12 protein-coding genes are annotated in these 15,914 nt (G+C 52.2%); 4 read left to right on the forward strand and 8 right to left on the reverse strand.

The annotated features are described in order from the left end of the window. Positions 1–14 precede the first annotated feature (14 nt). Positions 15–860, reverse strand: coding sequence for a FecR family protein (locus RAL91_RS14530; RefSeq protein WP_306256939.1), 846 nt, complete (start codon positions 858–860; stop codon positions 15–17). Positions 861–1,272: 412 nt separating this feature from the next. On the opposite strand from RAL91_RS14530, the gene RAL91_RS14535 reads away from it, so the two are divergent. From RAL91_RS14535 to RAL91_RS14545, 3 genes are all read left to right on the forward strand, one after another. After that, complete coding sequence (locus tag RAL91_RS14535) at positions 1,273–3,987, forward strand: valine--tRNA ligase (protein ID WP_306256940.1); 2,715 nt, start codon at positions 1,273–1,275, stop codon at positions 3,985–3,987. Positions 3,988–4,342: 355 nt separating this feature from the next. Then, on the forward strand, positions 4,343–6,067 hold the full coding sequence (ilvD, locus tag RAL91_RS14540) for a dihydroxy-acid dehydratase (RefSeq protein WP_306256941.1): 1,725 nt from the start codon (positions 4,343–4,345) through the stop codon (positions 6,065–6,067). Continuing rightward, positions 6,054–7,055, forward strand: a complete 1,002-nt coding sequence (locus RAL91_RS14545) for a tetratricopeptide repeat protein (protein ID WP_306256942.1) — start codon at positions 6,054–6,056, stop codon at positions 7,053–7,055. Before ilvD ends, RAL91_RS14545 begins: the two co-directional genes overlap by 14 nt. A 159-nt stretch (positions 7,056–7,214) precedes the next feature. Here RAL91_RS14545 and RAL91_RS14550 read toward each other — a convergent pair whose 3' ends face one another. The 6 genes from RAL91_RS14550 to RAL91_RS14575 all read right to left on the reverse strand — a co-directional run bounded on the left by RAL91_RS14550 (position 7,215) and on the right by RAL91_RS14575 (position 12,950). Further along, complete coding sequence (locus RAL91_RS14550) at positions 7,215–9,209, reverse strand: ASKHA domain-containing protein (RefSeq protein WP_306262939.1); 1,995 nt, start codon at positions 9,207–9,209, stop codon at positions 7,215–7,217. A gap of 84 nt (positions 9,210–9,293) precedes the next feature. Next, complete coding sequence (locus tag RAL91_RS14555; RefSeq protein WP_306256943.1) at positions 9,294–10,238, reverse strand: methyltetrahydrofolate cobalamin methyltransferase; 945 nt, start codon at positions 10,236–10,238, stop codon at positions 9,294–9,296. 35 nt (positions 10,239–10,273) lie between these two features. Beyond that, a complete protein-coding gene (locus RAL91_RS14560) occupies positions 10,274–11,158 on the reverse strand; it encodes a methylenetetrahydrofolate reductase (protein ID WP_306256944.1) in 885 nt (294 codons plus the stop codon). Beyond that, positions 11,139–11,453 carry a virulence factor gene (locus RAL91_RS14565; RefSeq protein WP_306256945.1) on the reverse strand — a complete coding sequence of 105 codons (315 nt, stop codon included), beginning with the start codon at positions 11,451–11,453 and terminating at the stop codon, positions 11,139–11,141. Before RAL91_RS14565 ends, RAL91_RS14560 begins: the two co-directional genes overlap by 20 nt. 92 nt (positions 11,454–11,545) lie before the next feature. After that, the gene (locus tag RAL91_RS14570; protein ID WP_306256946.1) at positions 11,546–12,205 is read right to left on the reverse strand and encodes a DUF1638 domain-containing protein; all 660 of its coding nucleotides are present in this window, start codon (positions 12,203–12,205) and stop codon (positions 11,546–11,548) included. 43 nt (positions 12,206–12,248) lie between these two features. Further along, a complete protein-coding gene (locus RAL91_RS14575; RefSeq protein WP_306256947.1) occupies positions 12,249–12,950 on the reverse strand; it encodes a B12-binding domain-containing protein in 702 nt (233 codons plus the stop codon). A gap of 265 nt (positions 12,951–13,215) precedes the next feature. On the opposite strand from RAL91_RS14575, the gene RAL91_RS14580 reads away from it, so the two are divergent. After that, the gene (locus RAL91_RS14580; RefSeq protein WP_306256949.1) at positions 13,216–14,880 is read left to right on the forward strand and encodes a trimethylamine methyltransferase family protein; all 1,665 of its coding nucleotides are present in this window, start codon (positions 13,216–13,218) and stop codon (positions 14,878–14,880) included. A gap of 6 nt (positions 14,881–14,886) precedes the next feature. Here RAL91_RS14580 and bmt read toward each other — a convergent pair whose 3' ends face one another. Continuing rightward, positions 14,887–15,894: a betaine--homocysteine S-methyltransferase gene (gene bmt, locus RAL91_RS14585; RefSeq protein WP_306256950.1), complete on the reverse strand. Its 1,008-nt coding sequence runs from the start codon at positions 15,892–15,894 to the stop codon at positions 14,887–14,889. Between the last annotated feature and the right edge of the window lie 20 nt (positions 15,895–15,914).

Here is a 15,914-nt window from a genome sequence, read left to right on the forward strand (position 1 = left end):
CCTAGTACAGCGCTCTAGGACTTGCCATTACCATTACCATTACCATTACCATTACCATTCCCGTTACCATTGCTATTTCCGTTACCGTTACCGTTACCATTTCCGTTGCTATTGCCATTCCCGTTAGATGAGTTGTTCCCATTTCCCTTGGAGGCATTGTTACCATTCCCGTTGGAGGCACCTTTTCCGTTATTTCCCGTTGCACCGGGCGCATTCCCCTTGGGAATTGCGCCTCGGCCGCGATTGCTCGCAGAAACAACCGGTTTACCGGTGCGGGCGTTTAAGATGGGGGCTTTTTTTCCTCGGCCACGCAATTGCATTTGGCTATTTTTTCTAGGGTCCAATGAAACGTTCTGTCCCTGTGCAACGTCAACCCGCTCCCCGCGTTTTGGGTCAGTGACCTCAACGAGACCACGCCGCACATTCACGCTTGACCTGCCACTTCCGACAAAAACTTCGAAGCGAGTACCTTTAACAACCACAGCAATATATGGCGTCGTGACCTTTGTGTGTTTGTATTTGCGGGTCTCCACATCCAACAGTAGCCGTCCGGATGTCTGCAGCAATTCGGTTTTTCGACCGGACCGGTTGCTCTGGATCAATCTTGCTTGTGTATTGGCACGATAGAGGATGGTTTCCTTGTTCCTGCGAAGCATTGCGCGGCCGCGCATGCCGGTTTTGATCCATGCCTTTTGATCAATGATCATGCCTCTCTTCAAAGGTTCCCAATTACTTCCATTTCCAGAAATTTCGGCAGGCTGTGTAACACGCACCACATGCCACTCCTCTGCAAATGCGGGATAAGAAACGCCAATCAACAGAATTGAAAATACTATCAGTGAATAGATTTTTTTCGCCATGAGTCACCTTTAGACATGTTTAGCGGAAATCTGCATTCGCAACCTTAAGATTTACTGAAAGGTTGCATTTGTAATTTTTTTTATTGGAAACTTGATTATTACAAGGTTTACCGTTGATGAATATTCAATTTTTTCGGGAATATTTTGTTTTTTAATCGCGAAGCCTTCACATGAGTGAGCGTCGCCACCGAATGTAAAATATACACTATAAAAAGAACGCTGAAGAATTTCAGGCGCTACTGAATCAAACGAAAGGCATTTATGAAGGAAAACAGATTTAAAAAGTGGAGGCCGAATATAGGGAGGCACCCGGTTGCCATGACAGAGTGCATTGACCGTCAGATGGTTGACACTCACCCATGCAGGGCATAACCCACCAGACAAATTCGCATACTGGATATCCGAGAGCTCAATGTTAGAAAAAACCTATCAGCCCAACGAAGTTGAACCGCGTATTTATTCCGGTTGGGAATCCGCGAATGCATTTGCCGCCGGGTCCGGCGCGAAACAGGGAGAAGACAGCTTTTGCATTGTCATCCCGCCGCCCAACGTCACCGGCTCACTGCATATGGGACATGCACTGAATAACACGTTGCAGGATATTCTGGTCCGCTGGAACCGCATGCTCGGACAAAACGTCTTGTGGCAACCAGGCATGGACCATGCTGGTATCGCGACACAAATGGTCGTTGAACGCCAGTTGATGGAAAAGAAATTGCCTGGTCGGCGTGACATGGGCCGTGAGAAATTCATTGAACGTGTCTGGGATTGGAAAGCTGAGTCCGGTGGTACAATTCTAGGCCAGCTTAAACGACTGGGTGCCTCCTGTGACTGGTCCCGCGAACGATTTACCATGGATGAGGGCCTCTCAGCGGCTGTTCTTGAAGTGTTTGTCCGCCTCTATGATGAAGGGCTGATCTACAAGGATAAGCGTCTGGTTAATTGGGACCCGAACCTTCTGACCGCAATTTCAGATCTTGAAGTTGAGCAGCGTGAGACCAATGGCAATCTGTGGCACTTCAAGTACCCAGTGGTTGGCGAAAAGGACGTGTTCATCACGGTTGCCACCACACGGCCGGAAACGATGCTTGGCGATACAGCTATCGCGGTTCATCCTGACGATGAACGATATGCGCATCTGATCGGCAAGTCCGTCGAACTCCCGTTGGTTGGACGGCATATTCCTATTGTCGCGGACGAATATGCCGACCCAGAAGCCGGTTCCGGTGCTGTTAAAATCACGCCAGCGCATGATTTCAACGATTTTGAAGTTGGCAAACGCAATGACCTTCCTGCCATCAATATTATGGCGGTCGACGCGTCCATTGCCCTCAAGGACAATGAAGATTTTCCAATTGGCGTTCCTGATGAGAACAGCGCCATGATGAAGGCTGCAATTGACGCCTATCACGGTCTAGACCGTTTCGTGGCGCGCAAGAAAATTGTTGCTGCTTTTGATGAAATGGGCCTGCTCGATAAAATTGAGGAGCACACTCACGTGGTTCCCCATGGTGATCGTGGCGGCGTTCCCATAGAACCATTCCTGACCGACCAATGGTATGTCGACGCGAAAACGCTTGCAGAACCCGCTATCGCATCTGTTCGCGAAGGGCGCACTGAATTCGTCCCCAAAAACTGGGACAAAACCTATTACGACTGGATGGAGAACATTCAGCCCTGGTGTATCTCGCGTCAGCTTTGGTGGGGGCATCAAATTCCCGCATGGTACGGGCCTGATGAAAAGGTCTTTGTCGCAAAGTCAGAAGCCGAGGCAGCTGAGAAAGCCAAAAGCCACTATGGTGAGGTTGTGGAGCTGACGCGGGACGAAGACGTACTCGATACCTGGTTCTCGTCCGCGCTATGGCCATTCTCAACTCTGGGCTGGCCAGAGACGACAGAAGAGCTGAAAACCTATTATCAGACAGACGTTTTGATCACTGGGTTTGATATCATTTTCTTCTGGGTTGCCCGGATGATGATGATGGGTCTTCACTTCATGGATGAAGAGCCGTTTCACACGGTCTACATCCATGCCCTTGTTCGCGATGAGCACGGTGCAAAAATGTCCAAGTCCAAGGGCAATGTCGTCAATCCACTGGATTTGATTGAAGAGTATGGTGCTGATGCTTTGCGCTTTACGCTTTGTGCTATGGCTGCAGCAGGCAGAGACATAAAACTGGCCACCAACCGCGTTGAAGGTTATCGGAATTTTGCCACCAAACTTTGGAATGTCGCGCGTTTCGCCGAAATGAACGAATGTTCAATACCGGCTGATTTCTCGCCTGATTCCGTCAAAAATCCGCTCAATCGGTGGATCATTACAGAATGTGGTCAAACCATTGAAGCTATCAATTCGGCCTTGAAGAGCTATCGGTTTAATGATGCAGCCAGCGTCGCTTATCAGTTTGTCTGGCATAAATTCGCTGACTGGTTCATAGAGCTTTCAAAGCCCGCATTGATGGGTGAGGACGATGCGGATAAAGCAGAAGCTAGGGCTGTTGTTGCCTGGACGCGCGACGAAATCCTGAAAATGCTTCACCCCTTCATGCCTTTCATCACGGAAGAACTCTGGGACGTGACCGGAGATGGTGCGAGAGCCGAGATGTTGGTCACAACAAACTGGCCGTCTCCCGCTTTGGCAGACCAGCAGGCAGCTGGAGATATCAACTGGCTGATTGAGGCGATTTCTTCCATTCGCTCCGTTCGTACCGAGATGAATGTACCGGCGGGTGCCAAGGCCGATATCGTCATGGTTGGTGCCAATGCCGAAACCCAGCGCAGAACCGAGGAAAACCTGTCGGCACTGATGCGCATGGCACGGTTGAACGTCGTAAGCTTTGACAAAGCCACGCCTGAAGGCAGTGCTCAGATTATCATTGGTGAAGCTGTTGCCTGCATGCCTTTGAAAGGCGTCATTGATATTGATGCGGAGAAGCAACGCCTGACCAAAGATATTGGTAAGGTCGAACAGGATATCGCAAAAATCAACGGCAAGCTTGGCAACGAAAAATTCGTTGCCCGTGCGCCAGAAGAAGTTGTGACACAAGAGCGGGCGCGCCTTCAGGAAGCCAATGAGAAACGCGACATGCTCCAGAGCGCAATAGAACGCCTGGAAGCTGCAAACTAAGACACCTCTACTTACCGTTGAATACACCGCAGGGTTGGACCAATTGAAACCGGTCCGACCCCGTACTGCAGAGTTGCATGTGCCATTCTGTGGCGTTTTGGCAACAGCCACGATGTAACATCTAGGCTACAACCAATTCAGAACCTTTTGCCCCGATACTGCCACAAAAGCTGTATCGAACAGCACTCTGCCTATTGCGTCCGACGTTGGGGTCGTAGCATTGGCAAAGACGATCGGGGGGGAAGGGTGCGGTGGAGTTGTCATCAAAAAATCGTGTCAGGTAGACACTCGGTGTGACAGCCAAATCAGCACAATCGACAAAATTGAGGCAAACAGGGAAATTGGGTTCTTAAGCATGAGCACACGCGTAATCGACAAATCAAAACTGCCAAGTCGGCATGTCACCGAAGGCCCGGCGCGAGCGCCGCATCGGTCATATTACTATGCAATGGGTTTGTCGGATACCGAGATTCACCAGCCATTCGTCGGCGTGGCAACATGCTGGAATGAGGCTGCACCCTGCAACATTTCCCTTATGCGGCAGGCGCAGGTCGTTAAGAAAGGCGTTGCCGCCAACCACGGAACGCCACGCGAATTCACAACAATCACCGTGACTGATGGCATTGCCATGGGTCATCAGGGCATGAAGGCTTCTCTGGTGTCGCGAGACGTGATTGCTGATTCCGTCGAACTGACCATGCGCGGCCATTGCTATGATGCGATCGTTGGCCTTGCCGGTTGCGATAAATCTCTTCCAGGCATGATGATGGCTATGGTGCGCCTGAATGTACCATCCGTTTTCATCTATGGCGGATCAATCCTGCCCGGTACCTTCCGTGGCAAGCCCGTTACGGTTCAGGATGTGTTTGAGGCCGTTGGTCAACATTCTGTAGGCAACATGTCCGATGCGGATTTGACTGAGCTGGAGCAGGTGGCCTGTCCGTCTGCGGGCGCTTGTGGTGCTCAGTTCACCGCAAACACAATGGCGACCGTGTCAGAGGCCATTGGCCTTGCGCTGCCATATTCTGCTGGCGCACCTGCACCCTATGAAATGCGTGATCGTTTCTGTTTTGCCGCCGGCGAAAAAGTTATGGAACTCATTCGCGACAATATCCGCCCGCGTGACATCGTCACCAGGAAAGCCTTGGAAAACGCAGCAACCGTGGTTGCAGCTTCTGGCGGGTCAACCAACGCAGCGCTGCATCTGCCTGCTATTGCCCATGAATGCGGCATTAAGTTTGATCTGTTCGACGTCGCCGAAATATTCAAGCGCACACCGTACATTGCCGATCTGAAGCCAGGCGGCAAATATGTAGCCAAAGATATGTTCGAAGCTGGCGGCATTCCACTGCTGATGAAAACCCTTCTGGATCAAGGCTTTCTGCACGGCGAATGTCTGACTGTAAGCGGACGTACAATTGCCGAGAACATGGAAAAAGTATCGTGGAACCCTGATCAGGATGTGGTGCGTCCTGCCAATGATCCGATCACTGTAACCGGTGGTGTGGTTGGCCTGAAAGGCAATCTTGCTCCGGACGGAGCCATTGTAAAAGTGGCTGGCATGGTCAATCAGAAGTTTACAGGCCCAGCCCGTTGTTTTGACTCCGAAGAAGCCTGTTTTGAAGCGGTGAAGAACAAGACCTACAAAGAAGGTGATGTTTTGGTGATCCGTTACGAAGGACCAAAAGGCGGACCCGGCATGCGGGAAATGCTTTCAACCACATCTTTGCTCTATGGGCAGGGCATGGGCGACAAGGTTGCTTTGATCACTGATGGTCGTTTTTCAGGCGCAACCCGCGGCTTTTGCATCGGCCATGTTGGCCCGGAAGCGGCCGTTGGTGGGCCAATCGGACTGCTCCAGGATGGCGACATCATTGAAATTGACGCCGTGGAAGGCTTGCTAGCCGCTCATCTGAGTGACCAGGAACTAGCCGACAGAAAAGCAAAATGGCAGCCCCGTGAAACGGATTCGACAAGTGGTGCCATATGGAAATATGCACAGACCGTCGGATCAGCCCGGTATGGTGCGATTACGCATCCAGGCGGAGAAGCTGAGAAGAACACCTATGCGGATATTTGACGGAAATTTCCAGGTCCGATTTGTTGCATGTGTGTTGCTGGGCGCTGGCCTGACAACAATGCAAACGTTGCCGGTTTCCGCATTTGACGGAGCAAAGCCGCTCATTGAGGAACAGGCATCGCCAATGGAGGCGTTTCGCTTTGGGTTCAAGGCTTACCGCGCTGGAGATAAGGAAACAGCTGTCAACGCACTGCAATTTGCAGCAAGCCAGGGCAGTGCCATGGCCCAATGGAAACTCGCGCGCATGTACGCATCGGGTGACGGCGTTGAAACCAGCCCGCTGCGCGCATTTGAATATTTCCGCGATATAGCCAATGCCCATGCAGAAGACAGTCCAAACAGCCCCGAAGCGCCTTTTGTAGCGAATGCATTTGTCGAGCTGGGCGGATTTTTCATGACCGGCATAAGCGGAACCCATGTCGGCAAAAACCCGTATCAGGCGCGCCAGATATATGGTTACGCAGCCTCATATTTTGGCGATCCGAACGCACAATACCTGCTTGCCAAAATGTATCTGGAAGGCGAGGGCGGCGACAAAAACACACGTCAGGCCGCACGTTGGCTGAAGCTTGCCGCCGAAAAGGGCCATGTGCTTGGGCAGGCAGAACTCGGGCACATGCTGTTTCATGGTGAAGGCGTTCCTCAGCGACGGGTACGTGGACTTAAATGGATCACAATCGCACTTAAGCGCGCCAGCGACTACGATGCAGAGACAGTGCGTAGTGAACATGAAACGGCTTTCATTCTGGCGTCGGAAAAAGAGCGACGCAATGCTGTGCGCCTGGCCGAGAAGTGGCTCAAGAAAAATGCACCGACAGAAATCAGTGTGTCAGCAGCGCCTGTTGTCATCAGCTCCGATACTCCGCCAGCACAGCTGGTCAATGATACGAAAACGGTGATTGTTGCGCCTTTGGAGCCACTTCAACCGATAAGTGCTGCTGCAACTTCAGGCACTGATTCAGGCATCGCCACCGCCAGCGGTAATTAAATCCCAACGCTTCAGTTCTATCTCTGACGTCCACAGCCAAACAACGCGCGGCGATGGCTGCATATATTGTATGTGTGCGGTTCCCGGCAATGGAATGCGTTCCGGAACTCAGTGAACTCCCGAGTAACCTGTTGAACAAATAAAGTTCACGAACTTACGTCAGCTACGAGATCGGCGACGCCGCCGACCACCAGCATTCCCAGCTCCGGATGTACCCTGCTTGCGTTCGGGAAGCTGCACCTTCTCAGACAGATTGGGGAAGGCATCAACTTTGTTGGGAAACGCCATGGCATTGACAAAGTGCTCCTGAAATTTCGGCTCAAGTGCAGTTTCAATCTTCTCAATACGACGAACCAGCGCCTCAATTTCGGTACGGTGCCCTCGATTGAGCAATGCCATGCGGGCGCCGGTTCCGGCGGCATTGCCAACACCTGTAACCTTGCTAAGATCACAATCTGGAATCAGGCCAATGACAATGGCATATTTCGGATCAATATAGCTGCCAAACGCACCCGCCAGTTTAACCTTGCGGATTTCGCTGATACCCAGCTTATCCATCAACAGTTTCACGCCAGCATACAAAGCGGCTTTTGCCAATTGAATGGAGCGAACGTCAGTCTGTGTAATTTTCAATTCCACAGCACCACGCCACAATATGTAGCTGAATGTGCGTCCGTCAGCGATAACGCGATCAGATTTTTCGGCCATAGCCCCCTGAATGACACCGTCTTCATCAATCAGGCCGGCAAGAAACATTTCGCCCAGAACTTCGATAATGCCGGAGCCGCATACGCCCGTAACGCCAACAGCTTCAACTTGCTCAGCAAAGCTGGGATCATCCGACCATTCATCAATACCGACGACCTTGATGCGTGATTCCAGTGTTTCAGGATCAATCCTGACCCGTTCAATCGCTCCTGGCGCTGCGCGCTGGCCACAGGAAATCTCGGCACCTTCAAAGGCAGGTCCTGTTGGAGAGGACGCCGCGACAATGCGGTCTTTGTTACCAAGAACAATCTCCGCATTGGTGCCCACATCCACAAGCAAGGTATATTCTTCTTCCTTGTGCGGAGCTTCTGCAAGTGTTGCAGCGGCTGCATCCGCGCCCACATGTCCCGCAATACAGGGAAGAATATACGTCCGCGCGCCTGGATGCAGATCCAGCTCAAGTTCACGCGCCGGAAAGTCCAACGCGCCCGAGACGGCCAGCGCAAACGGCGCACCACCAAGCTCAGTTGGGTCAATGCCTAGAAACAAATGATGCATGACCGGATTGCCGACGAATACGGAATCAAGGATGGCATGCCTGTCTATTCCAGCTTCTGAACAGACTTTTTGAATCAGACTGCGGACGGCGTCGCGCACTGATTTAGTTAATTGTTCCTCGCCACCGGGATTCATCATTACAAACGATACGCGGGACATCAGGTCCTCGCCAAACCGGATTTGCGGGTTGGAGGTGCCGGAGGAAGCAATCGTGCGTCCGCTCATCATATCAGACAGATGGCAGGCAATGGTGGTTGAGCCAATGTCAAAGGCCACCCCATAGAACTTGTCATGAAAACCGGGCCATAAACCAATCAGGGTTGAAATGCCATCAGCCGTATGTACGGCTGCGGTAACTTCCCATTTTCCCTTGCGCAGGATCGACTGAACCTTTGAATAAAGCCAGGATTCAATCTGGAGATGTTCAAGATGCCACTCCGTCTTCAATGATGTCAGCAAACGATCCAGATCGCCCAATGGCTGTTCCATGTCGGGCTCTTCCACCTGCACAAAATGCAGACGGATCGCAGGATCGCGTTCAATACGTTTATATTCTGCGCGTTTGCGCACGACCTGACGCTGCATCTGCGCATCTTGTGGAATGTCGATGACAATATCGCCGGTAACCTTGGCAGAGCAGGAAAGACGCCGGTCATCTGCCAGACTGCGCTTTGAGCGATAGCGTGCTTCTGTATCTGTAAAAGCCGCCAGATGATCTGCTGAACTGGTAATTCCGTGCTTGGCAAACTGCCCTTCAGCGACGGTTACCTGGCACCGGCCGCATATGCCGCGCCCGCCACAAACAGACTCGATGTAAACACCCAATGAGCGGGCAGCATCAAGCACCGGTGTGCCGACGGGGAAATTTCCACGTCGACCCGACGGCATAAACAATACCAACGCCTCATCTACGGCGCTGAAATCATGATTTGCATCAGTACTGGCTGGATCGCTCAAGGAAGTCGCTCCGATTTAGGCTTTAGCGAGGCGTGCGCCCCGTCCACCACGGCGACGTCCGCCGCTACCAGCTTCGACAGTTGGCGCAACCGCATTGCCGGGAACATGGTCCCGATAGGTAGAAATCCATGTCTGGCAATTCGGGTCTGTGCCCATCAGCACATTTGCAGCATGAACTGCTTCCATCTCCGCAGGGCGGCAAGGGTTCATGATCGCCGATGTCATGCCAGAAGCAATCGCCATCGGCAAAAACGCTGCATTAATGCCATGACGGTGTGGTATTCCAAACGAAACATTCGAAGCGCCGCAACTTGTATTGACCTTCAGTTCTTCACGCAAACGACGCACCAGCGCGAACACCTGCAGTCCAGCCGTACCCATGGCGCCAATGGGCATAACCAGTGGATCAACTACAATATCGTGTGGCTTGATGCCGTAATCCATTGCGTGTTCGACAATTTTCTTGGCAACAGCAAACCGGACATCCGGGTCTTCTGAAATTCCGGTTTCGTCATTCGAGATTGCAATAACCGGCACATCGTATTTTTTGCAAAGCGGCAGCACGATTTCCAGCCGGTCCTCTTCTCCGGTGACCGAATTCACCAAAGGACGGCCCTTGCAGACTGCCAGGCCAGCGGCCAAGGCGGCAGGGACGGATGAATCAATGCAAAGCGGCACATCCACAAGCGATTGAACCAGCTCTATTGTGGCCGCAAGCAGTGGAGGTTCGCTTTGATTCGGATCAATGCTCGTCACGCCAGCATTGACATCCAGCATGGTGGCACCGGCTGCAACCTGAGCCAGGGCATCTGCTTTGACAGTTTCAAAATTACCTTCAAGCATTTCTGCTGCCAGTTTTTTGCGGCCTGTCGGATTAATACGCTCACCAATCACGCAGAAAGGTTGGTCGAAGCCAATAATGGCCGTGCGCGTTTCAGACGCAACAACAGTCTGTGTCATGGGGTAATTCCAATTTGTTAGCGGTTCTGAAGTGCTTAAATCACACTTGCATCAAGATATAAAGATTTCTTTATGTCCCAACTGCCTCTGTCGTCAAGCCAATTCGCAGTTTTTTTAAGCCCGCCAAAGGGAAATACATGCACAGCTTTGATGGGGGTGAACGGATTTGAAGCCATATGATCCTCCATCGCCAACAAAATCGGGTCAGGATCAAAGCCCATTGCAAGCGCGGCAAGGGCAGATCCCCGCTTTTTCAAAAAGCTCATGGATGCACCAACGCCGCATATAGCGGCATATTTGATGAGGGTGGTCATCTTGGCTGGTCCAGCCATGCCAATGTGAACAGGCAGGCTGATACCCTGCTCAGGAAGACTGTCTGCCCAGCTGATGAAGCGCTCGGCGTCAAACCCGAATTGAGTCACAATGCGCATCTCTGCGTCTGTGTTAGCAGCATAGGCTGCTTTTTCGAGCAGACTTGATAGAACAATTCCAGCCGGAATGGTCGTGTTGCCCTCCGGATGGCCAGCCACTCCGATTTTACGGATGCCGTGCTTGCTCAGAACATCGCTGCGCAAAATGTCAATTGAAGCGGAATAGGGGCCTGCTTGCCGGTCCGCTTCACCAGCAATGACCAGCACATTGTCCACGCCCGCTTCGCTTACGAGGCGATTGATCCGTAATTCCAGAGCATCGCGGCTTGCTATGCGGCGGGCAGGAATGTGGGGCACTGGAACATAGCCGCAGGCACTCACTTTAGCCGCAGCAGCAACCATGGTCTCCAGTGGATCAACACCAACATCGGTCAGATAGACCCATGTCCCTACCGGAAACAGTCCGCTCAGCCCATCGGTCGACAACACCTGTTTGGCCGAAGCCTCAATGGACGCAGTCAATCGTCGTTTAGCTATCGCCAGTTCCATGGTCAACGCCTCCAGCATCAATCAAAGCCTTGAGCCGCGTTTTGGGATAAGCTGCAATCATGGCTTCCAATGCCTGATCCGCTTCAGCTTCCAGATCGCCTGATACCTCTTCCGGCGAACCGCGTCGCCATTCTTCCAGATAGGCATCGCTGTCTTTGGCCCCAAGCCGCATGGCACATTGGTCCACCGATTGAATGAAATATTCCGGCAATTCCCGTTTGGCAGCCTTACGTCCGGCCTTAACGATGATCTGCGTTGGGATATCTTTCCAATAGACGATGGTCTTCTGTGCCATTTCCTGCTCCTAGGGTGAGAATGTGGGTCATACCGACTTTGCGCTGCATTCCCAGCGACATGACATGGTGGGAATGCGACTGCGAACGCGATTTAGGGGCTCAAAGGATCAACAGCAAGGCTTTTCATGGAAATTTCCAAATCACCATAGCCTGTTGAACGTCGCTCATAGACAAGCCCAAGCCGCTCTGCGCAAAGGGCTGCCTTTGCATCAAGCTCGGGATTATTCGTTTGAGCCAGATAAATCAGCTTCTCATAATTGCCAAAATACATATCTCTTAATTCGGGATGCCTATCCAGCCCCATTGGCCGCCAGACAAAGGCGTCAAACTGTTTCACCAGAAAGTCGGTCAGGTAAAATGACCGCATTTCGTCATCGGCCCGTTCAGCAAATGCTTCATTTCCGTCAAAGAAGGAATAGCAATGTGGCCCTGCAATGCGTTCCACACCTTCTTCAGCACACAGAGAATCCAGATGGCCCCCGGTGCCGCAATCAGCATACAGGATGTAGATGGTTGCAAACCCATCCTCACGTCCTTTGTGAATCGCTTCGCGAACAGCAGGTGTAATCTTTTCCGGGTAAAGATGCAGCTTTGCAGGCAGACAACGCAGAACCATATGATTCCAGGAGTTTGCCGCTTTGAGTGCCAGAATTTCACGCGCCAAGGCGCCGCAACCGATCAAAAGAACGGATCCGTTCTGGCTTTCACCAAATCCTTGTTCAGTTAGAACATGATCACTTGGAAGAGACATGTTTTGGCTCCCATTGCGGGAGACAAATCACTCCCGGGCAAGTTTAGGCGCTGGCCATCTGATTGTGCTTGCGTGCCATCCACTCTTTCGCAGTCTCAACAGCAACAGCTGCGTCGCGACAATAGGCATCAGCACCGATGGCCAAACCGAATTCCTCATTCAGCGGCGCACCACCAACAAGGACGATGTGCTTATCGCGAATGCCCATTTCTTTCATCGTATCAATCACGACCTTCATATAGGGCATTGTTGTGGTCAGCAGAGCAGACATGCCGAGAATGTCCGGCTTATGCTCTTCGATCGCCGCCAGATAATCCTCTACAGGATTGTTGATGCCCAGATCGAAAACTTCAAAACCGGCACCTTCCATCATCATGCCAACAAGATTCTTGCCAATATCGTGAATGTCGCCCTTTACGGTGCCAATCACCATAGTGCCGACCTTGGGTGCGCCCGTTTCCGTCAGCAGGGGGCGCAATATACCCATGCCTTGCTTCATGGCATTGGCAGCCAGAAGAACTTCGGGAACAAACAGAATTCCATCGCGGAAATCGATACCGACGATGCGCATACCTTCAACCAGGGCTTTGGTGAGAACGTCGTAAGGTGTCCACTTCCGCTCCAGCAGAATGTTCACACCTTCAGCAATTTCTTCTTTCAGCCCGTCATACAAATCGTCATGCATTTGAAGAACGAGTTCGTCGTCATTCAACTCAGATAGAATGATGTCATCATCATCGGACATAACCAGCTCACTCTCGGACGTTGCCGCATTTAATATTCCACTGCGATACCACGCACGGAATTGCAAGAGTATTCCGCAATTGTTTAATGTTTCGTGCAACTGAAAACGACCTCCAGCGAGATAGAAACGACGAAACTTCGCCCGCAGAACAGGGTCGGGACTGGTTGACTGTCGCGAAAACCACTACTGTATGACGCAATAGGAACGCATCATCCCCGTGCCATACGGCATCTTTGCCTATGGGCAATTCTTGAGGGCAATCAACATGGCCGACAGTCATCAAAGCAGCGCAGAACCAACAAAGTCTCCACGCCGCAGGCGCAGCGGAGGTATGGATGGCCGCAGGGCTCTGCGTGCCAATCGTCGCGATCCTCAGATGCCTGCGATTTTGCGTAAAATTTCGACCGTCGAAATTCTGGACGAAGAAGGTCTGGCTTTGATTGAAGCCAATGCAGATACCATTCTGCAGGAAATAGGCATTGAATTCCGCGAAGATCCGGAAGCATTGCAGATGTGGCGCGACGCTGGCGCGGATGTCCAGGGCGAGCGTGTGCGTTTCCCAAAAGGGCTTTGTCGCAAGCTGATTGAAACAGCCCCAAGCGAATTCACACAATTTGCAAGAAATCCGGAACGCTCGGTCCAAATTGGCGGCAAAACAACCGTATTCGCACCTGTCTATGGGCCTCCATTCGTCCGAGATCTGGATGGCGGTCGTCGTTATGCGACGCTGGAGGATTTCCATAATTTTGTGAAGCTGGCCTATATGGCACCCGCGATACATCATTCCGGAGGCACTGTGTGTGAGCCGGTCGATGTACCTGTTAACAAACGCCATCTTGATATGGTGATGGCCCACATCAAATATTCGGACAAACCCTTCATGGGGTCAGTCACCGATCCAGACCGCGCCGAAGATTCAGTTGCCATGGTAAAACTGCTCTTCGGCAATGAGTTTGTTGATGAGAATTGCGTGCTGATCAACCTGATCAATGCAAATTCACCCATGGTGTTTGATTCAACAATGCTGGGCGCACTCAAAGTTTACGCAAAGGCCGGGCAGGCGACGGTCGTGTCGCCTTTCATTCTTGCCGGCGCCATGTCACCGGTCACGGTCGCCGGTACTTTGACCCAGATACTGGCCGAAGTCCTGGCCGGTGCCGCATTCTCTCAACTTTGTCGTCCCGGTGCGCCGGTTGTATTTGGAACCTTTGCAAGTTCCATCTCCATGCAATCGGGAGCGCCTACCTTTGGGACACCCGAGCCTACGTTGGTTCTCTATGGCGCTGGCCAATTGGCCAGAAGACTCGGCATTCCTTTCCGCTCTGGCGGCTCATTGTGCGGCTCCAAGGTCTGCGATGCCCAATCTGCTTATGAAAGCGCGCAAACCTTGATGCCGACCCTCATGGGCGGCGTGAATTTTGCATTACATTCGGCTGGGTGGCTCGAGGGCGGTCTGGCATCTTCCTACGAAAAATTCGTCATGGATTGCGATCAGCTCGCCATGATGCAGCGTTTCGCGGAAGGCATTGACCTGTCAGAAACCGGTCAGGCTATGAGTGCAATCCGCGAGGTTGGACCTGGAAGCCACTATCTTGGCTGCGAGCACACGCAGGAGAATTTTGAATCAGCCTTTTATCGCTCAACCATTGCGGACAATAACTCCTACGAGCAGTGGCTGGCCGATGGCGAACAAACAGCGGAACAACGGGCAAATAAGCTTTGGAAAAAAATGCTGCAGGAATATGAAGCACCTGCGCTTGATCAAGGCATCGAAGACAGCCTGAATGACTTCATTGCACGCAAGAAAGACGGAATGGAAGATGCGTTCGCGCCCAAGGACCCCAAAAAGGATGCCATGGCACGATCAATGAAAATCCGCAGCACCGCCATGCAGCAATCATTCGGTTTGAAAGACGGAAAACCCGACTAGAGTGCCTTAACGGTCGCGGCGGCGTGAGCGGCGCTGCGGTTTGTTGGCACCAGATGAAATCGGATTAACGATTGCGCCGATGGTCTCGACGATCTTGGCTTCATCCGGACGCTCACCTTTTTGATGGGCGTCCAGTGCGGCGCGCATGGCGGCCAAATGAATGGCCGAAGTGCCGCAACACCCGCCAATAATGCGTGCCCCGGCATCAATCGCAAGACGGATGTAGTCCGCCATCAAATCCGGCGTTCCGGTGTATTCCACCTGATCGCCCTTTATCTGCGGAATGCCACAATTGGCTTTGGCAACAATTACCACGTCGCCGGGCTGCTCGGACATTGACAGAACCGACATCAAAAGATCAGAGGCACCAACTCCACAATTGGCGCCAACAGCCATTGGGGGTGTTTCCAACCCATCCAGCAGGTGTGGCATGTCTGACGGCGGGAGCCCCATCATGGTCATTCCGGCTGTGTCGAAGCTGGCCGTCACCACATAGGGGAGGCCGCAAATATTGGCTGCATCAGCTGCAGCCTGCATTTCTTCCTTGGCGGACATGGTTTCAATCCATGCGACATCAGCACCGCCATCTTTCAAGCCCTTCATCTGATCCACAAATGCTTTGACTGCGCCATCATATGTCATTTCGCCAAGGGGCGCGAATAGCTCGCCAGTCGGACCGACAGATCCGGCAACCACAACCGGCCGGTCTGCATTGTCAGCCACAGCTCGGGCCAGCTTTGCCCCGGCGTAATTATACTCAAACACCCGATCCTGGACTTTATGCAGCTTCAGGCGAGGAGCGTTTGAGCCAAACGTATTGGTAAGAATGATGTCAGACCCGGCATCAACAAAAGCCTGATGAAGCTCTGTTACCTTGTCCGGTTCATCCAGATTCCAGAATTCCGGCGGATCACCTGGTCCAAGACCCAGATCGAAAAAGTTTGTTCCCGTGGCCCCATCGGCCAGTAGAACAGGTTTTTGATCCAGCAGGCTGGCAAGCGTTGTGGCGGTCATGATCAAATTCCGATGGATGT

This window comes from Pararhizobium sp. IMCC21322, from assembly GCF_030758295.1.
Lineage (GTDB): Bacteria > Pseudomonadota > Alphaproteobacteria > Rhizobiales.

Coding starts and splice junctions, on each gene's coding strand:
- RAL91_RS14530 (WP_306256939.1), bottom strand. CDS start 860: ATGGCGAAAAAAATCTATTCACTGATAGTATTTTCAATTCTGTTGATT.
- RAL91_RS14535 (WP_306256940.1), top strand. CDS start 1,273: ATGTTAGAAAAAACCTATCAGCCCAACGAAGTTGAACCGCGTATTTAT.
- ilvD (WP_306256941.1), top strand. CDS start 4,343: ATGAGCACACGCGTAATCGACAAATCAAAACTGCCAAGTCGGCATGTC.
- RAL91_RS14545 (WP_306256942.1), top strand. CDS start 6,054: ATGCGGATATTTGACGGAAATTTCCAGGTCCGATTTGTTGCATGTGTG.
- RAL91_RS14550 (WP_306262939.1), bottom strand. CDS start 9,209: ATGCCGTCGGGTCGACGTGGAAATTTCCCCGTCGGCACACCGGTGCTT.
- RAL91_RS14555 (WP_306256943.1), bottom strand. CDS start 10,238: ATGACACAGACTGTTGTTGCGTCTGAAACGCGCACGGCCATTATTGGC.
- RAL91_RS14560 (WP_306256944.1), bottom strand. CDS start 11,158: ATGGAACTGGCGATAGCTAAACGACGATTGACTGCGTCCATTGAGGCT.
- RAL91_RS14565 (WP_306256945.1), bottom strand. CDS start 11,453: ATGGCACAGAAGACCATCGTCTATTGGAAAGATATCCCAACGCAGATC.
- RAL91_RS14570 (WP_306256946.1), bottom strand. CDS start 12,205: ATGTCTCTTCCAAGTGATCATGTTCTAACTGAACAAGGATTTGGTGAA.
- RAL91_RS14575 (WP_306256947.1), bottom strand. CDS start 12,950: ATGTCCGATGATGATGACATCATTCTATCTGAGTTGAATGACGACGAA.
- RAL91_RS14580 (WP_306256949.1), top strand. CDS start 13,216: ATGGCCGACAGTCATCAAAGCAGCGCAGAACCAACAAAGTCTCCACGC.
- bmt (WP_306256950.1), bottom strand. CDS start 15,894: ATGACCGCCACAACGCTTGCCAGCCTGCTGGATCAAAAACCTGTTCTA.